Annotated in this window: 19 protein-coding genes, 1 tRNA gene and 1 pseudogene; 11 read left to right on the top strand and 10 right to left on the bottom strand. The window is 58.4% G+C overall.

What is annotated here, in order from left to right:
* Positions 1-287: pseudogene (locus tag ACP5EL_RS01930) on the top strand (replication factor C large subunit); the annotation flags it as partial.
* A gap of 22 nt (positions 288-309) precedes the next feature.
* Here the strand turns inward: ACP5EL_RS01930 and ACP5EL_RS01935 are convergent.
* The gene (locus ACP5EL_RS01935; RefSeq protein WP_428400758.1) at positions 310-1,500 is read right to left on the bottom strand and encodes a methionine adenosyltransferase; all 1,191 of its coding nucleotides are present in this window, start codon (positions 1,498-1,500) and stop codon (positions 310-312) included.
* A gap of 138 nt (positions 1,501-1,638) precedes the next feature.
* Here ACP5EL_RS01935 and ACP5EL_RS01940 point away from each other — a divergent pair, with 138 nt between their 5' ends.
* Both ACP5EL_RS01940 and ACP5EL_RS01945 read left to right on the top strand, forming a co-directional pair.
* Entirely contained in the window at positions 1,639-2,541 is a 903-nt protein-coding gene (locus ACP5EL_RS01940) for an ArsA family ATPase (protein ID WP_428400759.1), read from the top strand.
* Positions 2,542-2,750: 209 nt separating this feature from the next.
* Positions 2,751-2,828 (top strand) — tRNA-Arg (locus ACP5EL_RS01945).
* 77 nt (positions 2,829-2,905) lie between these two features.
* Here the strand turns inward: ACP5EL_RS01945 and hisG are convergent.
* Positions 2,906-3,778 carry an ATP phosphoribosyltransferase gene (gene hisG, locus ACP5EL_RS01950; RefSeq protein ID WP_428400780.1) on the bottom strand — a complete coding sequence of 291 codons (873 nt, stop codon included), beginning with the start codon at positions 3,776-3,778 and terminating at the stop codon, positions 2,906-2,908.
* 195 nt (positions 3,779-3,973) lie between these two features.
* Between hisG and ACP5EL_RS01955 the strand changes: the two genes are divergently transcribed.
* Positions 3,974-4,489: a nitroreductase family protein gene (locus ACP5EL_RS01955; RefSeq protein WP_428400760.1), complete on the top strand. Its 516-nt coding sequence runs from the start codon at positions 3,974-3,976 to the stop codon at positions 4,487-4,489.
* Positions 4,477-6,060, top strand: coding sequence for a tRNA uridine(34) 5-carboxymethylaminomethyl modification radical SAM/GNAT enzyme Elp3 (locus tag ACP5EL_RS01960; RefSeq protein WP_428400781.1), 1,584 nt, complete (start codon positions 4,477-4,479; stop codon positions 6,058-6,060). The genes ACP5EL_RS01955 and ACP5EL_RS01960 overlap by 13 nt, the downstream gene beginning before the upstream one ends.
* A gap of 456 nt (positions 6,061-6,516) precedes the next feature.
* Here the strand turns inward: ACP5EL_RS01960 and ACP5EL_RS01965 are convergent, their stop codons facing one another.
* On the bottom strand, positions 6,517-6,777 hold the full coding sequence (locus ACP5EL_RS01965; RefSeq protein WP_428400761.1) for a DUF357 domain-containing protein: 261 nt from the start codon (positions 6,775-6,777) through the stop codon (positions 6,517-6,519).
* Between the two features lie 30 nt (positions 6,778-6,807).
* Positions 6,808-7,362: a hypoxanthine/guanine phosphoribosyltransferase gene (gene hpt, locus ACP5EL_RS01970; protein WP_428400762.1), complete on the bottom strand. Its 555-nt coding sequence runs from the start codon at positions 7,360-7,362 to the stop codon at positions 6,808-6,810.
* Positions 7,363-7,520: 158 nt separating this feature from the next.
* Here hpt and ACP5EL_RS01975 point away from each other — a divergent pair, with 158 nt between their 5' ends.
* Positions 7,521-8,960, top strand: coding sequence for a vWA domain-containing protein (locus ACP5EL_RS01975; protein WP_428400763.1), 1,440 nt, complete (start codon positions 7,521-7,523; stop codon positions 8,958-8,960).
* 54 nt (positions 8,961-9,014) lie between these two features.
* Here ACP5EL_RS01975 and ACP5EL_RS01980 read toward each other — a convergent pair whose 3' ends face one another.
* The gene (locus ACP5EL_RS01980) at positions 9,015-9,506 is read right to left on the bottom strand and encodes a peroxiredoxin (RefSeq protein ID WP_428400764.1); all 492 of its coding nucleotides are present in this window, start codon (positions 9,504-9,506) and stop codon (positions 9,015-9,017) included.
* A gap of 221 nt (positions 9,507-9,727) precedes the next feature.
* Here ACP5EL_RS01980 and ACP5EL_RS01985 point away from each other — a divergent pair, with 221 nt between their 5' ends.
* From ACP5EL_RS01985 to ACP5EL_RS02005, 5 genes are all read left to right on the top strand, one after another.
* On the top strand, positions 9,728-10,591 hold the full coding sequence (locus tag ACP5EL_RS01985) for an SDH family Clp fold serine proteinase (RefSeq protein ID WP_428400765.1): 864 nt from the start codon (positions 9,728-9,730) through the stop codon (positions 10,589-10,591).
* A gap of 34 nt (positions 10,592-10,625) precedes the next feature.
* On the top strand, positions 10,626-11,540 hold the full coding sequence (locus ACP5EL_RS01990; protein ID WP_428400766.1) for a hypothetical protein: 915 nt from the start codon (positions 10,626-10,628) through the stop codon (positions 11,538-11,540).
* Between the two features lie 516 nt (positions 11,541-12,056).
* Complete coding sequence (locus ACP5EL_RS01995; protein WP_428400767.1) at positions 12,057-12,785, top strand: hypothetical protein; 729 nt, start codon at positions 12,057-12,059, stop codon at positions 12,783-12,785.
* A gap of 15 nt (positions 12,786-12,800) precedes the next feature.
* Complete coding sequence (locus tag ACP5EL_RS02000; protein WP_428400768.1) at positions 12,801-14,462, top strand: vWA domain-containing protein; 1,662 nt, start codon at positions 12,801-12,803, stop codon at positions 14,460-14,462.
* Between the two features lie 15 nt (positions 14,463-14,477).
* Entirely contained in the window at positions 14,478-15,620 is a 1,143-nt protein-coding gene (locus ACP5EL_RS02005; RefSeq protein ID WP_428400782.1) for a toxic anion resistance protein, read from the top strand.
* Positions 15,621-15,661: 41 nt separating this feature from the next.
* On the opposite strand, the gene ACP5EL_RS02010 is transcribed toward ACP5EL_RS02005, so the two are convergent.
* From ACP5EL_RS02010 to ACP5EL_RS02030, 5 genes are all read right to left on the bottom strand, one after another.
* On the bottom strand, positions 15,662-16,342 hold the full coding sequence (locus ACP5EL_RS02010) for an RNA-guided endonuclease InsQ/TnpB family protein (RefSeq protein WP_428400783.1): 681 nt from the start codon (positions 16,340-16,342) through the stop codon (positions 15,662-15,664).
* 206 nt (positions 16,343-16,548) lie between these two features.
* Positions 16,549-17,724, bottom strand: coding sequence for a glycosyltransferase family 4 protein (locus tag ACP5EL_RS02015; protein ID WP_428400769.1), 1,176 nt, complete (start codon positions 17,722-17,724; stop codon positions 16,549-16,551).
* Positions 17,725-17,944: 220 nt separating this feature from the next.
* The gene (locus ACP5EL_RS02020) at positions 17,945-18,907 is read right to left on the bottom strand and encodes a galactose-1-phosphate uridylyltransferase (protein ID WP_428400770.1); all 963 of its coding nucleotides are present in this window, start codon (positions 18,905-18,907) and stop codon (positions 17,945-17,947) included.
* Entirely contained in the window at positions 18,904-20,133 is a 1,230-nt protein-coding gene (locus tag ACP5EL_RS02025; protein ID WP_428400771.1) for a glycosyltransferase family 4 protein, read from the bottom strand. The genes ACP5EL_RS02020 and ACP5EL_RS02025 overlap by 4 nt, the downstream gene beginning before the upstream one ends.
* Complete coding sequence (locus ACP5EL_RS02030; protein WP_428400772.1) at positions 20,130-21,974, bottom strand: glycogen synthase; 1,845 nt, start codon at positions 21,972-21,974, stop codon at positions 20,130-20,132. Before ACP5EL_RS02030 ends, ACP5EL_RS02025 begins: the two co-directional genes overlap by 4 nt.
* Positions 21,975-21,987 lie beyond the last annotated feature (13 nt).

Raw genomic sequence — 21,987 nt, forward strand, 5'->3', positions numbered from 1 at the left:
AGGAGCTTCTCGAAGAGGAGAGGGTCTCGGAGATCGAGATCGCCTGGGGCGGAACCAAAAAGCCGGAGAAGGCCGAAAAGAGGGAGCAGCCCCGAAAGGCGGATAAGAGCAAAGAAGATGCTCGCGACGAAGACGACCCCGAGGCGGGCTCGAAGGCCAGCGATCTGGAGGAGGGGCCGGTCGAGGAGGCCGAGCCGGAAGAGGAACCCTCAACGAACCAAGGCGAGGGCTCCGAGCCTGCAGAGCCGGAGAAGGACGACCGCCAGAGGTCCCTCTTCGACTTCTGACGGAATAGATTTTTTCCCTTTCTCAGAAGGTCTTCAGCTCGCCCTTCATCAGCTTCTCCTGGATCACCAGGATGTCGTCCAGCCACTGGTTTGCGACCTCTTCTGCCTCGGACTGGACGGCGGCGAAGTTCGCTCCATCCTTCACCGTCGTCTGGATGCTGAGCATGTGGGGCTGGTCGATGGGCTTACCTATCTGGGAGAGGATCCTGACGTAGACCTCGCCGACGTCGTCCACCTCGGCGGCGATCTTGTTTGCGATCTGGGTTGAGAGGAGGTTGTAGATCTTGCCCACGTGCCTTATGGGGTTCTTGCCGCTGGTCGCCTCCATGCTCATGGGCCGGTTGAGGGTGATGAGGCCGTTGGCCCGGTTTCCTCTTCCCACGGACCCGTCGTCGCCCATCTCCGCGGAGGTTCCTGAGACGGTGAGGTAGACAGATCCCGACTCGGGGTCGTCGGCGACGTTCATCTGGACTTTGACCTCCCTTTTCGCGCAGGAGCAGACGTTCTCCTCGATCTCCCGGACGATCTCCTGCTTCGTCTCCATGTAGTCATCGAGGTCGTCGAGGTGCCTTCCGACCATGGCGCAGGCGACGGTGAGGTTTATGGTCTCGCCAGACCTCATGGCCATCACCTTGACGTCCTCGCCGATGGCCGGAATCCTCCTCTTCAGCTCCATCAGGAACCTCTCGGTGTTGTAGACGACCGTCTCGGTCTCGGAGAAGGGGGCGTAGCCGACGCCGAAGGAGGTGTCGTTGGCGCCGGGGACCTTCCTCTTGAAGACGTCCTGGAGGTCGGAGGAGCCGGTCCCGATCTTGCAGTCTAGGATGACGTGGTCGCTGACGTCGATGTTGCAGAGTACGCTCTTGAGGTACTCCCTTGCGGTTCTCCGGGCGATGACGTCCACCGGGATCTCCTCATCGCCGAAGAACCGGGTGGCCCTCCCCGATAGCAGTATGTAGATCGGCTGGATGATCTCGCCGCCTCCGAAGGCGGGCCTGGACCTGCCGGCTACGAGCTGGGTCTCGTCGGTGTTGTGGTGGAGGACGGTCCCGACCCGGTCGGTGTACTCGTGGCAGAGGGCGCAGCTGATCGACTCCGCCAGGCCGTCGGCGATGCTGTCGGGGTGGCCTATCCCCTTCCTCTCTACAAGCTCGATCATCTGCTCTTCGATTGGCTGCTGGCTTATCTGCTCGACCTTGATATTTCTCGTCATGCCCCTTTCCTCGATAAGTCTCTGGAGGGGCTGAAAGGATCGATCACATATTAAAACTTCGCAACGGGAATGACAGAAGGGTGTTCTGATCGGAGAAAGAGCAAAAGGGGTAAATCTCGCCCAGTAGGTCCGTACTTCATGCGACTGGTTTACATGGCCGGGAAGGGTGGCGTCGGAAAGAGCGTCTGCTCTGCGGCGACGGGCATCTGGGCCTCCCAGCAGGGAAAGAAGACCCTCGCCTTCTCCATGGACCCCGCCCACTCCCTCTCCGACCTCCTCGAGGTCGAGATCGGTGATCGGCCCACGAAGATCGCCGGAAGCCTCGACGCCGTGGAGCCGGACCTTGCGGCCGAGGCGGAGAAGTTCTACGCCAGCTATCGGAGTCTCTTTCGAGCCCTCTTCGAGATGTTCCAGTTCGAGGTCCGGCCCGAGGACTTCGGCGTCGTCCCCGGAGTCGGCGAGCTGATCTTCATGGACCGGCTCTACGACGTCTACATGCAGGGCGACTACGACGTAGTCGTCATCGACTCGGCCCCAACGGCCCTGGTCCTTCCCCTCCTGAAGCTCCCCGACGTCACCACCGGCGTCGTCACCCGCCTTCTGGGGATGAAGTCGAGGTGGACGGGGATCTTCAACATGCTGGAGCCGGGCTTCGGCGACTCCATCGTCAAGGAGGTCCGCCGCCTCAGAACCAAGGCCGAGACGATGAGAAACGCCCTCATCGACCCCGAGATCACCACCATCTCCGTGGTCACCATCCCCGAGAAGGCGGCGGTGCTGGAGAGCGAGCGGCTGATCAGAACCGTCGAGGCCCACGAGGTCACCGTCGACTCGATCATCGTAAACCACGTGATGGCCCCCTGCGACTGCGACTATTGCCGCCGCCGGGCCGCCTCACAGAAGATATACATCGAGGAGATCAGGGCCAAGTTCGGGGAGAAGCGGATCGCCCTCCTCCCCTCCTACGGCGAGGAGGTGAAGGGCGAGGCGCTCGCGCAGGTGGCGCGCGACCTCTACGAGAAGGGGGAGGTGAGGTTGTAGGGGGCGGCTTTCGGCTACCCTTCTACTCTTGGAAAAGGGTGGGGCGGGTGGGTCGCGAAGAGGAGCGAATTGGACTTAGTTTCACTCTGGAATACCAATTATTGGAGATGATGAATATCGACCCGCATCTACCCCCACAGAATCACCACCCAACACTACCCTTCGCCGGAAAGCTTGATATACGAGTTTCCCCCTCAGAAAGCCGTAGTGGGCGTGTAGCCTAGCCAGGACAAGGCGGCAGCCTCCTAAGCTGTAGATCAAGGGTTCGAATCCCTTCACGCCCGCCAACCACAAAACCTCGTTTCTTCCTGCTCTTCTCATCCTTCTCCTATCCTTCTCCGCGCCCACATTTTGTAGTCCGCAGTCAGGGCACGATCTTGGATATGGCAACCTCGATGATGTCCTCGGCCCCTGCCTTTTTGAGCTGGGGGATGAGGAGGTTGATCCCGGACCGGTCGACGACGGACTGGACGGCGTAGTAGCCGGAGTTGTAGAGCTTGGAGACCGTGGGCCTCTTCATGCTGGGGAGAAGGGCGATCACGTCCTCGATCTGGTCCTCGGGCACATTAAGGGCGATCAGCACCTTCCCCCTGGCCCTGGTCACGGCGAAGAGCATCGTCTCGATCGCCTGGATCTCCTCCTTCTTGTCGGGATCGGCCCAGCTGTCCTTGTTTGCGATAAGCTCCGAGGTGGACTCCAGGATCACGTCGATGATCTTGAGGCCGTTTTTGACCAGGGTCGATCCGGTCTCCGTCAGGTCGACGACTCCGTCCGCAAGCTCGGGGACCTTCGCCTCCGTCGCGCCGTAGGAGTACTCCACCTCCACCGGGATGCCCAGCCCTTCGAAGAACTTCCTGGTCAGGCTCGGATACTCCGTCGAGATCCTGGACCCGGGGAGGACGTCCTTGGCGCTCTCCGCCCCCTGGGACTCGGGGACGGCGACGACGACCTTGACCTTTCCGGGACCCTGCTTGCCGTAGTCGAGCTCCGCCACCGTGACCACGTCGGCCCCCGACTCCACCACCCAGTCGGTCCCACTGATCCCCAGGTCGAAGTAGCCCTTGGCGACGTAGCTCGGGATCTCCTGAGGCCGGAGGATCTTCACCTTCCCCACCCGGGGATCGTTGATCCTGGCGTTGTACTCCCGCTCGGTCCTTTTGATCTCCAGCCCCGCCTGAGCGAAGAGCTGGAGGGTCTGGTTCTGCAAGCTACCTTTTGGAATGGCGATATTGATCATGGATAAGCACACCAACTCCCAGCAGGTACCCTGGGGGCTTTTATCTTTTGCCTTCCGCCTTCCGTTCGCGTCTTCCGTTCGCGTCTTCCGTTCGCCTTGTGCCTTCCGCCGTTCTCCCTCTTCCTTGCGCCTCCTGACTTCGATCCTCCGGATCAATCACAAATTTTAATATCCGGCAGGGGCGATCAAAAGAGGATGAACTTCAAAGAAGTCCTGGAAGGCCGCAGGTCTGTGCGGAGGTATTCTGACCGGCCCGTGAGCCGGGATACGATCCTCTCGCTCCTGGAGGCGGCGGAGACGGCGCCCTCGGCCGGAAACCTCAGGGCCAGGGAGTACTACGTCGTCATCAGCCCCGAGCTGAGGTCGGCGTTGTCGGTGGCCGCCTTCGGCCAGGAGCACCTAGCAGCGGCGCCGGTGGTGGTGGTCGTCTGCGCCGATCCGGCCCGGTCCGGGACGCGTTACGGCGATCGGGGCCAGCTCTACTCGATCCAGGACGCCGCCGCCGCCACCACCTGCCTCCTACTTGCGGCCCGCGATCTCGGGCTTGGTAGCTGCTGGACCGGCGCCTTCGACGAGATGGTGGCAAGAGATCTCCTGAACCTCCCCCGCCGCCTCGTCCCCACCGCGATGGTCTCCATAGGCTGGCCCGACGAGAGACCGGCCCCGCCACCGGGCCGGGATATGACGGAGGCCGTCCACTGGATCGAGTAGGGCTGAAGGCGGGGCTGCGGGAGATCGTCGAGGCCATCCTCGCAGGCTCGATATCCACCCAGGCGGAGCTGGAGAGGGCCAAGCGGAAGGTCGCAAGGGAGTTCGGCCTCTCCGACCTTCCCAAGAACGCCGATATCCTGGCCGCAGCAGAGGTGGGGGAACGGGACCGGCTCAAGCTCCTGGTGAGAAAGCCGACCCGGACCCTCTCGGGGGTGGCGGTGGTGGCGGCGATGACCTCTCCGGCTCCCTGCCCCCACGGGGTCTGCGTCCCCTGCCCCGGAGGCGTCGGCCGGAGGGACGGCTGCCCCACGCCCCAGAGCTACACCGGCAGAGAGCCTGCAGCCCTCCGGGCGATCCAGCAAGATTACGACCCCTACCGCCAGGTGAGAACCCGCCTCCGCCAGCTGGAGGAGATCGGCCACCCTCTGGACAAGGTGGACCTGATAATCATGGGCGGGACGATCACCTCCAGGCCCCTCGGCTACCAGCACTGGTTTGTAAAAGGGTGCCTGGAGGCGATGAACGATCACCTTCACCAGGACGGAGGACTGAAGGGCTCTGAGTCCCCAGGACCCCGGAAGAGCTTCCGGGAGGTGGCCAGAGAGAACGAGTCGTCGAGGGTCAGAAACGTCGGCACCACCTTCGAGACCCGGCCCGACTGGTGCAGGCCCGTCCAGATCCGAAATATGCTCATCCTCGGTGGGACCAAGGTGGAGCTGGGGGTCCAGTCCACCGACGATGACCTCCTCGCCGAGATGAGGCGGGGCCATACCGTCAGGGACTCGATCGAGGCTAACCGGGCCCTCCGAGAGGCGGGGCTAAAGGTGGGCTTTCACATGATGCCGGGGCTTCCCGGCTCCGATTTCCAGCGGGATCTGCGATGCTTCCGGGCCCTCTTCGAGGAGGAGGAGTTTCGGCCCGACTACCTCAAGATCTATCCCGCCCTGGTGGTGGAGGGGACCGAGCTCTACGACCGCTACCTACGGGGCGAGTACTCGCCCCTGGCGGACGACGAGGCCGCGGACCTGATATCCCGGATCAAGGAGATTATCCCCCCCTATACCAGGCTCCAGCGGGTCCAGAGGGACATCCCGGCCCCCGCGATCGCCGCCGGCGTCAAGAAGAGCAACCTCCGCCAGCTGGCAAGGGTGAGGTTGGAGGCGAGGGGGGGGGGCTGCAGCTGCATCAGGTGCAGGGAGGCAGGTCTGCGGGGCATCTCAGAGGGGGCCGAGGTCTCCTTGAGGAAGATCGCGTACCGGGCCTGCGGCGGAGAGGAGCGGTTCCTCTCTTACGAGGGGGAGGACGACACTCTGACGGGCTTTCTGCGGCTGAGGCTATCGGAGAAAGCCCGCGTTCGGGAGCTTCACGTCTACGGCCCCATGACCCCCCTCGGAAAGAGGGGCGGCTGGCAGCACCGGGGATTAGGATCGAGGCTCCTGGCCGAGGCCGAGGAGATCGCCCTGGAAAAGGGATACGATTCACTTGAAGTCACCAGCGGCATCGGGGCCAGGCCCTACTACAGGCGGCACGGCTACCATCTGGCGGAGCCTTACATGGCCAAGCATCTCTGATGATCTGACTTCTGATCATCTGATTATAGAGTTGCCATTAGAGTTGCCATCTTTTATCTAGACCACCTCCTCAGCGAGGGGGGCACTCAGGGATGCAGTGCATCGCCAGTAGTAGGAGGAGAAGCGCCGCAGCGATCAATACAAGATGGTCTCGGAACTTACTCCAACTGACCTCGGCCATCAGGACCTCGAGACTGGAAGTTGATAGGTGCGCCATCAAAATCATCTCGTCTCTTCAGATTGATCCGGAAAAAATGGATGCCATACGGCGACCGAGATTCTCTCGGGCCGCCCGGGGCAAAAACCGAACCTACTAGATTATTCTTGGATCTGATCCTTAATAACCTTGTCGACAATTCCTAAAAATAACGGCCACCTCCCGGAGTCTCATCCCGGCATGGAAAGGTCACGACGGCGGGCATCTGGGAGGATGCAGCTTCTGAGCCTGGGGGGAGGTCAGACCTTGCGGATCAGGATCGCTACATCCTCGCCGATCTCGATCCAGGCCCAGGCCCAGATCACGGCCTCAAAGGCCCTGATCAGGTCGCCCTTCTCCAGAAAGTACCGGCAGTCAGATAGATAGGCAGCGACGTTGGCCAGAAACCTATCCCCCTCATCGCCCCGGGCCGAGACCGTCTCCATCGCCTCCTCGGCTTTGAGGAGCCACTTCTCGGTCTCTGCCCTGAGGTCCCCCTCTAGGCTCAAAGCCAACACCATCGGTCAGAGCCAGCTCGAGCAACGGCGGACCTAATCGAGGATCTTGACCCCGAACTCGTCGGCATCGACCCTCAGCATGGTCTTGATCTGGTAGCCCTGGCCCTTCAGCCTCTCTGCACCAGAGCCCCTCTCTATCACGGCGACGACGTCCACCACCTCGGCCCCCGCCGCCTTCAGCGCCCCCAGGGTGGCCAGGGCCGTGCCCCCGGTGCTGATGACGTCGTCGACGACGATCACCCTGTCCCCGGGAGATACGCCGTTCAGATAGAGCTGCCCCTTGGAGTAGCCGGTGACCTGGCTCACCTCGATCTCTCCCGGAAGGCCGTACTTCCTCTTTCTGATTATAACGAGGGGTATGTCCGTAGAGAGGGAGAGGGCGGTACCGATGTGGATCCCCATCGCCTCGATGGTGACGATCTTGTCCACGTCGAGGTTTGCGGTCCGGATTATGTGGGTCGTCACCTCCCTTATCAGATCCGGCCTCACCTCGGGTACGCCGTCGGTTATGGGGTGGATGAAGTAGTTGTAATCGCCCCGTTTGTAGATGGGCGCCTCCAAGAGAGACTTCTTGAGCCGTTCGAGCAAACGAGAATCCTCCTTTACGATTCATGCAAGAGGGCGGCTCGGGTTTAAATTTTATGGCCAAAGCCGCCAGAGCTCCGATCATGCCCAAATACGAGCTTATTGGAGCAGAGGCTATGAGAGGAGGATTTACAGTTTTAGTGGCGGTTATCCTTTTTGCTTTGTACCTTTCACCGGCCGTATCGCAGCCACCCTCCGAGGTTCCCCCCGAGGAGGCGGCCTTTCTGAAGGTGGTAACTCCCGAGGACCTGGAAGCGGTTCCTACAGGCTTATGCCAGGAGCTCCAGGGGTATATGGACTGCACCTCAGGGAAGAAGGCCGATATCGTCTTCGTCTTCGACACCACCGGGAGCATGGGTGGAGAGATCGACGAGATGAAGTCCATATCCAAGGCCTTCGCCGACAACCTGGCATCCTCGGGCATCGATTACCGCCTCGGTCTGACCGAGTTCCGGGACTTCGACTACGATTGTGGAGGTCCGAGTCCCTGTGGAGGGTCCGATGACTTTCCTTACAGAGTCTACAACGGCGGGACGCTGACGGGAAGCTCTGACACCTTCAAGTCCTGGATCGACGGCCTGAGTCTGGGCTGGGGCGGCGACGAGCCCGAGTCTATCCTGGCGGCGATGATGCACACCGCCATCGACCAGAAGTGGAGGGGCGGCGACGCGGCGAAGATCGTGATCCTGATCACCGACGCTCCCGCCCATCCCGACGGCGACCGCTGCAACCAGGAGGGAGATACCCTCAACAGCGTGATCTCCGACCTCGCCGCCCAGGGGATAAAGGTCTATGCCGTAGGCCCCGACGAGGACTCGATAAAGACGATGACCTTTGAGACTGGGGGCAAGTTCTACCTCATCAGGTCCGGCGTGAACCTCGCACCGATCCTTGAGGATATCACGGGGATCATCAGCTGCAGCTTCGATATCGTGGCCGACGTCAGCTGCGACGAGGGCGCTCTCGAGGCCTGCGTCGAGCTGAAGGGGAGAGAGGGCCTGACGATACCCTACAGCCCCGGCTACACCGAAGCCTGGATCTTCGTAGCGTGCCCTGAGGCGGATAGCCGCAGATACGATCTGGAGTACGACCCCGAGAGGAACGCCTACTGTGCCGTCGTCGATCCGGTCTGCGGAGGCGAGGCGGGAACGGTAGAGGTGACCGTCTACGGAAGGGTCTGCGGCTGGAGCGCCGTGGAGCGGTTCCCGGTGGACTGCGATCGATGTCCCGAGCCGTGCCTGATCGTCAACGCCGGCGTGAATAAACTGATCTACAACTACGGCAACGCCGTATATTACAACGTCTCGGTGGCCAATAACCAAGACGAAAAGAGGAGGATCGCCATCTCCTACGGCTACGTCGACCCCACTCCGAAGACTCACATCATAGGGACCTTCATGCCCGACATATACCCTGGCGACGCCTACGTCTTCGCAGACTTCAAGGTGCTCGACAGCTTCTACAGCGGAAAGTACGTCTTCTTCGCCACAGCGACAGACGTCCACAGCCCCGATTGTTCCGCAAGCGATGCGATGCAGTTCTGGGTGGTGGAGGCCGACGGCGAAAGAGAGCTGATCCCTGCGAAGGGGAAGCCCGTCTGAGGATCTGATCTCAAAAAATTTTTTATTTTTTATGCCGTCGACACTCTCGTCTTCTCATTCGGCCGATGAGAGGGATTTCAGGGCCTCCTTGACCTCCTCGGCGTGCCCCTTCACCCTGACCCTCCTCCAGATCCGGGCGATCCTCCCTTCGGGATCTATGATCGCTGTGCTCCTAAAGACGCCCTGGTACTCCTTGCCGTACATCTTCTTCAGTCCCCAGGCGCCGTAGGCCGCGAGGACCGAGTGATCGGGATCGCTCAAAAGGCTCACCCCGATCCCCTTCCTATCCCTGAACCGCTGGTGGCTCGCCGGCGAGTCGGGGCTCACGCCCAGGACCTCGGCTCCCAGGGCCCGGAACTCCTCCAGGCTCTGGGTGAAATCGAGGGCCTCTCTGGTGCATCCGGCGGTGTTGTCCCTCGGATAAAAGTAGAGGACGACCCATCTTCCCGAGAGATCTTCAAGGCAGACCTCTCGCCCATCCTGGTCCGGAAGGCAGAACGGGGGAGCATCGTCTCCCGCTTCGATCATCTTCCTCTCGTTGCTCATCTCCTCACCTCTGGACAGTCTCAGACTGGTCCACGCTTATGCCGCTCAAAGATGTTTACTTTTTTTGCTCGCGACTTCCAGCCATCGGATAAGCCTCTGTAGTCCCGCCGTCCACAAACTATTAAATTCTTTTTATAGAGAAGATGGGCGACAGCAAGTTCGCCGGCCTTCGAGATGCCTCAACAAATTTTAAATAGAATTTCATCGCCTCTGTAGATCGAATGTTCGAACCGATCCTGCTCCAGATGGGGCCCGAATTCCTCCTGAGCAACATATGGATCATCTTCTTCCTGATCCTCTTCTTAGTCCCCATGATCCAGAGAAGGTACCTGGAGCAGAGCAGAAGGCGGCTCCTGGTCAAGATGGGCAAGAAGAGGGGGTCGGTGGTGGTGACCCTGATACACCGGCAAGAGGTCCTGAGCTTCCTGGGGATACCTCTCGCGAGGTACATCGACATCGACGATAGCGAGCAGGTTCTGAGGGCGATAAGGACCACCCCCAAGGACGTGCCCATCGACCTGATCCTCCATACGCCCGGAGGTCTCGCCCTCGCCGCGACTCAGATCGCCCTGGCTCTGAAGGCCCACCCGGCGAGAAAGACGGTCATCATCCCCCACTACGCCATGAGCGGCGGGACCCTCATCGCCCTCGCCGTCGACGAGATCATCATGGACCCCCACGCCGCCCTCGGGCCCGTCGACCCCCAGCTGGGGGACCGGACCGGATCTTACCCCGCCACCTCCCTCGTCAAGCTGATGGCGAAGAAGAAGATCGACGAGGTGGACGACAAGACGATCGTCCTCGCCGACCAGGCCCAAAAGGCCCTCAGCCAGATGGACGGCCTGGTGAGGACGATCCTGGACGGCAAGTGTGACGGGGACAAGGCGGGCTTGATCATCGAGGAGTTCGTCTCCGGTAAGTACACACACGACCACCCCTTCCTGGCCGACGACGCAAAAAGGCTCCTCGGCGACTGCGTCAAGACCGACGTCCCCGCCGAGGTCTATGACCTGATGAAGCTCTATCGGATGGAGGTCGCCAGGCGCAGGCCCGGCGTCGAGTACGTCCCGGTGACAGAGAAGTAAGAGCAGGTCTGGAATGAGCGGGAAGATCTATCTCTTGAAGGAAGAGGGAACTTTAGAGCCGCTGGAGGAGGAGGTTTACGCTAGCGAGGACCTACCTCAAACCCTGCTAGAAAAGTATCCCCACCTTCTGGCGGGCGACCAGATCGACCAGTCCGAACCTCGCCGATGGCTTCTGATCTCTCGGGAGATGGGCATCCCCGAAGAGGAGAACGGTCGCGATCGCCGGTCTCTGGACCACCTGTTTCTGGATCAGGACGGTGTTCCCACCCTGGTGGAGGTGAAGCGAAGCAGCGACTCCAGGATTCGCCGGGAGGTTGTAGGCCAGATGCTGGATTACGCTGCCAACGCAACAGTTTATTGGCCCATGAACGCCATCAGGGCCAAGTTCGAGGCGGCCTGTGAGTCGGAAGGTGGTGATTCTCGTCGGAAGGTGGCAGATCTTCTGAAGGCAGATCCCGAGGACGAGAAGGCCGTCGAGTATTTTTGGGATCGAGTTAAGACCAATCTGCAAGCGGGAAAGATAAGGCAGGTCTTCGTGGCAGACGGAATCTCGCCCGAACTCGGGAGGATCGTCGAGTTTCTGAACGGTCAGATGGATCCGGCCGAAGTTCTGGCGGTGGAGATGAGACAGTATGTTGGCGAGGGGCTGAAGACCTTGGTCCCCAGGTCATCGGCAAAACAGCAGCGACGAAGTCAGAACCGAATTCCAGGGGAGAGATGTGGGACGAAGAGAAATTTTTTCAGAGTTTGGAAAGTAGATATGACGTCGGGAACGTTGAGGTTGCCAGAAAGAAGAATCTACGAGTGGGCAAAGGAGAAGACCGACCTGATCGCTTGGGGTAGAGGGAGGTACGACGGCTCTTTCTCTCCGAAAGTGGATCATAAAGGGCCATATTACTGGACGATTGGGGTTTGGACGTACGGGAAGATCTACATCCCATTTCAGTAATCGAGTCCCCACTTTTCCCCTATCCCTGTTGAAGGGCGATACCGCCCTACAAAACTTCCTGGACTTTCTGGACTGGTTAGTTCAGGATATAAGATCTGTTTGAGGGCGTCTATTTTAACAGATACTCAGCAGCTCTGCTGCGAAGGTGCGCTGCCACAATTTGACTTGTGTATCTATATATGGACCAGTAAATATAAGACAGTACTGCAGAGTGCGTAAATCCTAAATCCTATAACGTACACTAGGAACGAATTGGAGGGAAGACGATCAGATCGACCTGGCTTCATATATCTGACAGGCTTCAGAAGAGGAAAGAGGAGTTCGACGGCCAGGTTATCCGAGCTGCATTGATCGGGGATATTGGAGGGCGATCAGGCGCTGGCCCGGAACTCTCCATGATGAGTTTAATCGTCTTCTGTGGAAAGATCGAGCTATTTTTGGAAAACTTCCGTCCGGGACCGGAAATCCTTCCGTATCCGGAGAAGGGGCGCACAGAAAAATCTGAGGCAAGAGCAGATGGATAGAGAAAGGCAGATTAAACTGTTGGGCCTGAACTTGGGCGTTGCCGCAGCCAACATAATTGTCTTGCCGGAGGTGCTCTTCGGAGGCGGTGCGTTGGCGACGGCCTTTGGCAGCGCGTTCATCTTCTTGAGCGGGGCCGGGTTGATCTACGGCAACTATAAGCTCTTCGCCGAGCCGGAGAGAGCAGATCCAACTCATAAAATAACGGCGGCCGAGGATTATATCGAAGAGCTGAACGATCACAGAGATCTCAAAACATTCGAAGAAACGATTGAACTGCTGCTCGATCAGATTGAGCGGCTGCAGAAGAAGAACAAAATTATACGGGATATCCTCCTGCAGATCTTCAGTGCGTCCGAGATGAGCTACAAGAAATTTGACGGAGTCATCTCTGAGGTGGAGAAGATATTCTTTATGAATATCCGCAGCATCATCAATAAAATGAATGCGTTCGATGAAGAGGACTACCTATTCATCAGAAAGAAACGCGACTCTGGGGACTTTTCAGAGCAATTTATGGAGAAGAAAATTGAAGTATATAACAAATATATTAATTTTATAAAAGCGGCTGCGGAAGATAATGAGGAGATCTTGCTGAAGCTTGATAAGCTGCTCTTGGAGCTCTCGGGCCTGAACAGCGTGGAGAGCGGCCAGCTGGAGATGATGCCCGGGATGGTCGAGATCGATAATCTGATCAAGCAGACAACGAACTATAAGAATTGAGGAGGGAGAATCAGCATGCCGAACGATGCCGATAAAAAAGTAATTTGGAAGATCATGGGGGCAACAGTTGGAGTATTTCTCTTAGTATATCTGTTAATTCCAGATGGTGGTACAGATAATCTGGCGGACATCATCGAAGACATCGATGTGAATACAGTCACACATTCTCCAGCCCCGGTCGACATTACTCCCGAAAATCCGATCGATACCTTACCCGATATCGATCACAGTTACCCGCCACAGGTTGAGAAAAGCACATCCAGCTACATCGAGATATTCTCCTCGACGGAGAAAGCAGGGAGCGGCACCGACGGCTGGCTGACAGAGGTGGCAAGAGACTTCAACGAGGCGAGAATAAAGATCGATGGCAAGAGGGTATCGGTAAGGCTCAGAGCAATCCCCTCCGGGGAAGCCGCCGATTACATTACTTCCGGGAAGTATCGGCCGGATGCCTATACGCCGTCCAATGAGCTCTGGGGCGAGGTGATCATCTCCCAGGGGGTTAAAGCCGAGCTGGTGGAGAAGAGGCTCGTCGGCAATGTAGCCGGGATACTGCTCACCAAGGCCAAGAAAGACGAGCTGGTAAACAATTACGGTGACGTCAATACCACGACGATTATCGATGCTGTCGCGAACGACGAGCTGGATATGGGCTACACCAATCCCTTTGCAAGCTCTACCGGGCTGAACTTTCTGATCTCGGCTTTATACGCCTTTGACAGCAGCAACTTATTGAGCGATAAAGCAGTAGCAGGATTTGAGGGTTTCCAGGCCAATATTCCCGTGGTCGCCTATACCACCTTGCAAATGAGGGACGCTGCCAAATCAGGTCTTCTGGACGGTTTTGTCCTGGAATACCAGACCTACGTGAATACACCAGATATAAGGCACTACGAGTTCACTCCCTTTGGGTTCAGGCACGACAATCCCGTGTATGCTATCGGCGATCTGTCGGCAGAGAAAAGACAAATCCTGAACGAGTTCGTCGAGTTCACCCAGCAGGAGAAGTACCGGTCTCTGGCCACCGAATATGGATTTAACGGCCTCGATGAATACCAATCCGAGACTGGACCGGTCAGCGGCGATGTGATAATTCAGGCCCAAAGACTCTGGAAAGAGGTGAAAAATGCCAAACCTATCTGCGCGATATTTGTGGTCGATGTCTCCGGCAGCATGGATGGCAGACCGCTGAGTAACTTGAAGCGCTCGCTGCTGGAGGGCCAGAAATATATCGGCGAGAATAATCTGGTTGGCCTGGTCTCTTACTCAGACGACGTCAACATCGATCTGCCGGTTGCCAAGTTCGATCTTGATCAGAGACCCCTGTTTGCCGGGGCGGTTTATGATATGCAGGCCGGCGGCGGCACGGCAACCTTCGACGGGATCGCCGTCGCCATGCAGATGCTCATAGAGCAGAAGGCTGCAGGTCCCGATAGAGATCCCAACCTGAAGCCGAGGATCTTCATACTCAGCGATGGCGAGACCAATGAAGGCCACTCGCTGAACGAGATCAGAACAATCGTGGAGGAGCTTGGAGTACCCATATACACGATCGGCTACAATGCGGACATCAAGGCACTGAAAGAGATCTCCAAAATCACTGAAGCTGCCTGTATTAACGCCGATACCGATGACGTTGTTTACAAGCTGCGCAACCTGTTCAATGCTGAGCTATAGATGGAGGAAGCTAAGATGGCTTTCACGATGGAGGTGCCCGATGAGGCGGAGATCAAGAAAGAGGTACAAGAGCAGGTCAAGCCAGCGCCAGAGGAAGTGGCCCAGCTTCAGCCTATAGTGGAAAGCAACGTTTCAGAGATTCTGAGCCTAGATATCGATGAGTTTGCCAAAAAGAGGTACATCCTGCAGTCAATAGAGTCCTTTGGGGCCGAGTCGATGAGGAGCTCGGCTGCCAAAAACTCTTTGCTGCAGTTGACCGTGGGGAACCTGTCTCGAGACGGCGATGAAGGCGGGGTTGTGGCAAAGGGCTTGATGGATCTGAACCGGGAGCTGAGAGATCTGGACCCAAGCCTGATCGATTTCACCAAGACCGGCATCTTCGGCAAGGTCTTCAACCCGGTCAGGGACTATTTTGTTCGATACCAGAGAGCAGATTCGGCGATTGCTGATATCATCCGCTCTCTGGAGAGAGGAAAGACGATCCTGAAGAACGATAACACCACTCTGGAGATCGAGCAGCAGGCACTGCGCAGTCTGACCAAGAGGCTGATGAAGGAGATCCAGCTCGGCATCCTGATGGACAGATCGATCGAGATGCAGATAGAGGCGGCAAAAGCCAGGAACGAAGACCCGGAGAAAGTCAGATTTGTCGCTGAAGAGGTACTCTTTCCGCTGCGACAGCGGGTTATGGATATGCAGCAGATGGTCATCGTCAATCAGCAGGGCGTAATGGCGATGGAGGTTGTGATCAGAAATAACAAGGAGCTGATGCGCGGGGTGGAAAGGGCCCAAACTGTGACCATTTCAGCTCTGCGAACCTCGGTGACGGTTGCCGGCGCTCTCTATCACCAGAAGATCGTCCTGAAGAAGATTGAAATGCTCAATGAGACCACAAATGATATCATCAGCAACACCTCGCAGATGCTGAAGGATCAGGGGGCGGAAATCCAGAGACGATCGATGGAGTCCAATATCTCCGTCGAAGGGATGAAGACCGCCTTTGCCGACGTCATGGAGGCGCTGGACTCCATCAGCACCTATAAGCAGGAAGCTCTGCCCAAAATGCGGGATACTATCAATCAGTTCAAGGAGCTGGCCGCCAAAGGCGAAGAACAGATTCAGCAGCTTGAGAAGGGCAATAAACTTGCACTTAGATGAAGAATCTCATCCGGATCCAATGAGGGTGAATGCTCCCCTCCCTAAAGGGTGGGGCTTATATCGCTTTTGCGAAGAGATTGCATCCCCAGTCTCAGAATGTTGATCGCTGCATTCTCGTCACGGTCCATGACCAGCCCGCACCGAGGACATTCATGGACACGATCCGATAGTGACTTCGGAGCTTTCACCCCACACCTAGAGCATAGCTGACTCGTGTTCCTGGGATCTACCAGTACCGCTATCGAACCGGCGCTCTCAGCCTTATACGATGTGGTTGTGACTAGCATCCTCCAAGCTGCGTCAGATATGCTTTTAGCCACGCAGTGGTTTTTGAGCATATTCGTGACATTTAGATCTTCGAAAGCAATCAGACCATATTTCGAGACCAGCTGATTGCTTATCTGATGAGCGAAATTGTATCTTCTGTTAGCGATCCGTTCGTGGACTCGCTGTACTACCTTAACGGCCGCCCTTCTCTGTGAAGTTCCTTTGGCGCATTTAGATAGCCGTCTCTGAGCTTTGGCCAACGCCTTCTCTTCAGATCGAAAGAATCGGGGGTTATCGATCTTCTCTCCGTTGGACATCGTGGCGAAACTTTCCAGCCCCACGTCAATGCCTACCGATAATCCGTCTTTCCACGGTGGCTTAGGCAGATCGTCGATCTCCACGGAGAAGCAGGCAAACCATTGTCCAGCGTTCGCTCCATCTTCGATCTCTGTGATTTTGTTGGATAGAGCCTGAACTTGTAAGCCTTAAGCATTGAAATATAGATCGTCTTTATTGCTTAAATAGTCGTCCATAGACGGATCCAGGGCAAAAGGCTCCGCTTTCATCCCCACCCTGAAGGGTGGGCCTTCCCGCTCTGCCCTTCGCAATCCCGCGAGGTAAAAGGGAGCAAAAAGCGAGATTTTGACCACCCCCAGTCAGCTCATTTTTTATTCAATATCCTGCTGTAGACCTCTTCGGTCTCTCTTGCGATCTCGTCCCAGGTGAACTCCCGCTCGAGCCGCTCTCTTCCGGCCCGGCCGAGCCTCTCCATCTCCTGGGGGTCATCCAGGAGCTGGTTTATGCACCAAGCTATCGACTCGGGCTGGATATAGGCGAGGAGGCCGTCCTCGAAGTTCTTGATTATGCTGATGGCGTCGGTGGCCACCACGGGCTTTCCCGCATCCCAACCCTCCAGGACCACGATCCCGAATGGCTCATTTCTGCTGGGAAGACAGATCATGTCGCAGGCGTTCATCCACTCCTCTTTGACGTTGCTTGGGGTGTAGCCGAGAAAGATGCAGGACCCATCGACCCCCAGCTCCCGGGCCCTTCCTTCGCAGATCGGCCTCATCCCTCCGTCGCCGATGAAGACGAACTTCACGTCCCAGTGGCGGGCCAGGACGTGGGGGACGGCCTCCACCAGGATGCAGGGCCCCTTCTGGTAGTTCATCCTGCCGCAGAAGAGGACCACCGGGGCGAGAGGATGGACCCCGTACCTCTCCTTGACCCTTCCCGGATCGACGGTGCGCCTGCAGCTTCCGATAACCAGGCCGTTGGGGATGATCTCGATCTTCTCTGCCGGGATCTGGTAGAGCATCATCAATTCGTCTTCCATCCTCTGGGTGGTGGTGATCACCATCGCCGACTCGTAGCCAGCGAGCCATTCCCGGTGGGAGATCTCCCTGGGCACATAGTCGCCGCTGAAGTTGTTCCCGCTCCTTCCCCATTCGGTGCTGTGGAGAGTGATCACGTAGGGGATGTTGTAAGTGGCCTTTATCCTGCTGAGGGCTGCGACCGGGTGCCAATCGTGGCCGTGCACCAGGTCGAATTTGCCGAATAGCCTCTGGACGTGCCCGAACCGATCGAAGATGGCGTCGCACATCCGGTCCATCTGGGCGAGGATATCTCCGGAATGATCGAAATCCACCCTCTGATAGTGAACGCCGTTGATCTCGTCGTAGGAGCCGAAATCTCCCCGCTGGGTGAAGACGTGCACCTCGTGCCCCCTCCTCGCGAGAGCTTCGGAGAGTTCCGAGACGTGGGGGGCGACGCCCCCGACCTTCGTTGAGTAAAGGCTCTCCCAGGAGAGCATCCCTATCCGCATTTCATCCACCATATCAAGATATGATCGCTTTTCGTCATTTCGCCGGTCTCGCACTTCAATAAGTTTGTTCGCCAATTTTTGCTACAATTTCTTATGCTGTCGGCTGATTAACCTTTCGGTTTTAGCCGATTATGGTCGATCTTTTGGCGGAGATATCAGGCGTCCTTCGAAGGCACAATCAAAAGATGACGACGGCGATGCCGACAGGAGGAGATCCTCGGATCCGAAGAGGTCAAACCTCCCGAAGATCTCGGGCGGCCTCCTCGGGCGGCACGGTGTTGATGAAGATCCCGGTGTTCTTCTCAAAGCCCGCCACCGTCGATATCGCCGGCTGGATCCTGATGTTGAGGTGGTAGCGACGGTCGGGAAGCTGGCTGATCGAATAGTTGTAGGGAGGACCGGATAGGAGCCGATCGAGCCTTCTGAGCGCCTCGCCCAGGACCTGGCCGAGGTCTTGTAGATCGGCCCGATCTAGCTCTTCCAGAGATGAGAGGTGCTTTCTCGGGAGGATCCAGGTCTCGTAGGGAACCTGAGAGCAGAAGGGGGCGATGAGGACGAAGCCCTCGTTCTCAAAGATCAGCCTCTCCGAGGTCGCCTCCCTCTCGGCGAGGCTGCAGTAGGGGCAGCGAGGTGCAGAGGTTGCGGTGTCCATCTCCCTGATCAGAGCCGGGGGGACGATGGGGAGGGCTATGAGCTGGGAGTGGGTGTGGCTGATGGAGGCCCCCGCCACCCTCCCCCAGTTCTTGAAGATGGAGACGTACGCCACGCCCTCTTGGGATATGCGACGGCTGTACCGATCTCTGTATACCAAGACCAGCCGTTCGAGCTCCTGCCGGCTGAAGCGGGCCGGGTCGCTCTTGTGATCTGGGGACTCGACGATCACCTCGTGGCCGCCGCGAGCGAACTCCGCCACCCACTCTTTAGTGGGCGGCTCTGGTTTCGGCGTCGCCGCAGGGTAGAGGTTTTGAAAGGACCGCGCCCACCAGTTTTTGACCCTATCTTCACCGTCGGAGAAGATGCCGTCGTCGGTGTAGACGGCGACGGCGGGGGGCGTCATCTCCTCGTTTCCCGGACAGAAAGGGCAGGTATTGGGGTCGGACCGCTCTTTTGTCCCCTCGTGCTTGAAGTCAGATGGCCTCTTTCCCCTCTCGGCGGCGATGATGCAGTAATCGCCGAGGAAGTAGTGGCGCCTCATCTCCGGGATGAGACCACCCTCTCGTAGATCTCGAGGGTCTCTTTGGCGGCCCGGGGCCAGTTGAAGAGGTCGAGGCACTTTGCCCTCCCGTTTCTGCCCCACTCCCTCATCCTCTCGGGGTCCTCAAGGACGAGTTTTATCCCCCAGGCGATGTCGCCGGGCTCGTGCGGGTTGACGTGGACCCCGGTGGGCCTCTCCGAGGAGGGATCGTCCACGATCTCCCGCAGCCCCGAGACGCCGCTGGCCCCGACGACCGCCGGCCGCTCCATGGCGGCGGCCTCCACCCCCACGATCCCGAAGGGCTCGTAGAGGCTCGGAAAGACGCAGAGGTCGGCGAGGGCGTAGTGATGGATCTTCGCGTCCAGGTCCAGAAAGTCAGATACGACCTTCACCGACTCACCCAGGGGCTCGGCCATCGCCCTGACCCGATCTTCGAGAGTCCCTCTGCCGACGACGATCAGCTTCGCCCTCGGATGCTCAGCCAGGACTTCTGGCATCGCCTCCAGGAGCGGGATCACCCCCTTGACCGGCTCGAGCCTTCCGACGAAGAGGATCACCTCGTCCTCCTCCCCGATGGAGTACCTCTCCCGGAGCTCCTCGATCCTCTTCGCCTTGATCTTCGAGGGGCTGAAGACGTCGGTCTCGACGCCGTGGTAGCAGACCTCGATCTTTTCTTTGGGGATTCCGAGGCTCGCCAGCTGCTCTCTCATGGCCAAAGATACGGTGATCACCCCGTCGGCGATGGCCCCTCCCTTCACCTCCAGGTCGACGATCTGCCGGTTTGGGGCCGTCTCCCTTCCCACCTCCAGGCTGTGGACGTGGTAGATGAGGGGCATCCCCTCGCTCCTCTTCGCGGCCATAGCTCCGGGAAGGCCCAGCCAGTCGTGGGCTACACAGAGGTCGAAGGGCCCCCTCTCCCTTAAAGAGGCCGCAGCAAGCTGGTTGTAGCTCATGAGGTCGTGCAGGAAATCGACGCCCTCCCCCCAGGCATGGGTCCGGGCCGAGAGGAAGGGCTCCCATCCGTCTCTCATGGGCAGGGCCGTCTCTCTGAATATGGATATACCGCGCCTCGTCTGCCTCCGCCTCAGATCGCCGTCACCGAGGGTGAAGACGGAGATCTTGTGGCCGAGGGACGCGATCTCCCTCGATATGGAGTCGGCGTAGACGCCGAGACCGCCGAAGACCCGAGGGGGAAACTCCAGGCTGAAGTAAGCTATCTTCATCATTCGCCACCATCCTCAAAACCTATGGTCTCTGGAGGCATGCACCTGTCCAGCTCTGAGCTGACCATGAGGTTCTTGTAGTACTCCAAGACAGGCTCGGTCCAGTTCATAAGCTTCGCCAGGGCGAAGGACTCCTCGCAGAGGAGCCGGTACTTCACCTGGTCTTCCAGGTAAGTCCAGGTGAAGTAATCGAGGGCCAGGGCGTAATCGAGGATCATCTCCTGGTGGGCGGCCTCGATGTTGTCGACGACGACGACCCCCCCGAGGCCGGTCACCAGCCGATCCACCTTCTTCAGGGCGTCGCTGAAGCCGCAGGCCCGGCTGACGATGCTGGGGGTCCCCTCCCTTCCGGCCTCCAGGCCGGTTAGAAGGAAGGGCTCGTACTGGGATGGGAATATCCCCGCGACACATCCCGCCATGATCTCGTCCGCCCTCATGTTGAGGCCGCCGTCGTCGGGCCCCACCCACTGAGGGTAGAGGACGGCCGAGGCCTGCCTCTTGCCGGAGGCCATGCTTCCGGCGTCGATTCCCAGATCGTAGATCATGTTGTTGAGCCTTATCTCCTCGCCCACCGGAACCTCTGAGGGGAGGTTGATTGGAAAGCCGTCAGGGAGCTTGTCCTTCGGCTTGGGTCCGTGAGAGGTGATGAGGAGACATACCACCCTCATCTTATCTGCAAACCTCTGCTCGAGCCGTCTGTGTTTTATGAGGTGATCTTGGAGGAGGATGGAGTCGAGGAGCTGGGGGTAGCCCTTGTTCTCCAGCTCCAGACGGGATATGGTGAAGACGGGGAGGATGTCCTCGGGATCGATCAGCTCTCCTCCGAAGACCGTGTGGATCTTCTCCGAGAGAAACTTCTGAATTTTTTTTCTGCAGATATTCTTCTTCTTCCAGTCTATATATCTGACGTCCAGGTCGATCCCGTTTCGAATGACGATCCCGTCCAGTTTGTGAAAGAGCATCGCTTCGCGCATCGTCGAGTCCCCCACGAAGGAGACCACGTCGGCGTACCGTGCCAGGGACTCGAGGGTGGCCATGCCGACGGGGACGTTGGGATCCCAGGCTCCGTCGTTATGGGCGACCTTCTCCAGAGACCGATAGCCAGAAGACCTCCCCGGCACTGTGGCGTGGAGGGTGGCCATCGTCCGAACGGGGACCCCGAGACACTTCAGCCTGGCCAAGGCGTAGAAGGTGGGAAACTCATGGCAGTGGAGGGAGACTCTCATCTTCGGCATCACCGACATGGCGAACTCCGAGATCGCCTCGTCCCCGTACTTCTTGGCCTTCTCCTCGCCGAGGGACACGAGATAGCGGACGAACTGGGAGACGGCGTAGGAGAGTCCGAGGTAGTGGGTGTACTCCGGGCCGTAAGGGGACCGTTCGAACTTCATCGAGTCGAGCCCCGAGATCTGCCAGGCCTCGGCCTTGATGGCGTTGGCGAGGGTCATCTTAGAGCCGTATCTGTTAGTGATGATCGAGTCATAATAGGCGGTGTTGAAGAGGAGGTAGCCGATGGGGTGGCCTTCGACCTCGGTCTGGGCAGTTATGACGTCGATCCCCTCGGTCTTGAGATGGTCGAGGGCGCAGGTGAGATCGTCGTTCATATCGAGAGGTTCGAGGCCGCTCACATCGGTGACCCTGGACTTGCCCTTGTTCCAGTCCGACCCCTGGGTGGGGTAGTAGGGGCCTGCCACCAGGATCTTGAGGTCGCACTCGATCTCATCTTTGGCGGCGAGCTCTGCGAGCACCCTCGCCTCGGCGTCGATGACGTTCCATATCCCGCCCATCTTGTTGCAGACGGGACCACCCTCCTCCCCCGCCAGGACTATCCAGCGCTTTATCATGAGAATCAGACCT

The sequence above is a fragment of the Methanocrinis sp. genome, assembly GCF_049974945.1.
Classification (GTDB): domain Archaea; phylum Halobacteriota; class Methanosarcinia; order Methanotrichales; family Methanotrichaceae; genus Methanocrinis.

Coding starts and splice junctions, on each gene's coding strand:
- ACP5EL_RS01935 (WP_428400758.1), bottom strand. CDS start 1,500: ATGACGAGAAATATCAAGGTCGAGCAGATAAGCCAGCAGCCAATCGAA.
- ACP5EL_RS01940 (WP_428400759.1), top strand. CDS start 1,639: ATGCGACTGGTTTACATGGCCGGGAAGGGTGGCGTCGGAAAGAGCGTC.
- hisG (WP_428400780.1), bottom strand. CDS start 3,778: ATGATCAATATCGCCATTCCAAAAGGTAGCTTGCAGAACCAGACCCTC.
- ACP5EL_RS01955 (WP_428400760.1), top strand. CDS start 3,974: ATGAACTTCAAAGAAGTCCTGGAAGGCCGCAGGTCTGTGCGGAGGTAT.
- ACP5EL_RS01965 (WP_428400761.1), bottom strand. CDS start 6,777: ATGGTGTTGGCTTTGAGCCTAGAGGGGGACCTCAGGGCAGAGACCGAG.
- ACP5EL_RS01980 (WP_428400764.1), bottom strand. CDS start 9,506: ATGAGCAACGAGAGGAAGATGATCGAAGCGGGAGACGATGCTCCCCCG.
- ACP5EL_RS01985 (WP_428400765.1), top strand. CDS start 9,728: ATGTTCGAACCGATCCTGCTCCAGATGGGGCCCGAATTCCTCCTGAGC.
- ACP5EL_RS01995 (WP_428400767.1), top strand. CDS start 12,057: ATGGATAGAGAAAGGCAGATTAAACTGTTGGGCCTGAACTTGGGCGTT.
- ACP5EL_RS02000 (WP_428400768.1), top strand. CDS start 12,801: ATGCCGAACGATGCCGATAAAAAAGTAATTTGGAAGATCATGGGGGCA.
- ACP5EL_RS02005 (WP_428400782.1), top strand. CDS start 14,478: ATGGCTTTCACGATGGAGGTGCCCGATGAGGCGGAGATCAAGAAAGAG.
- ACP5EL_RS02015 (WP_428400769.1), bottom strand. CDS start 17,724: ATGGTGGATGAAATGCGGATAGGGATGCTCTCCTGGGAGAGCCTTTAC.
- ACP5EL_RS02020 (WP_428400770.1), bottom strand. CDS start 18,907: ATGAGGCGCCACTACTTCCTCGGCGATTACTGCATCATCGCCGCCGAG.
- ACP5EL_RS02025 (WP_428400771.1), bottom strand. CDS start 20,133: ATGATGAAGATAGCTTACTTCAGCCTGGAGTTTCCCCCTCGGGTCTTC.
- ACP5EL_RS02030 (WP_428400772.1), bottom strand. CDS start 21,974: ATGATAAAGCGCTGGATAGTCCTGGCGGGGGAGGAGGGTGGTCCCGTC.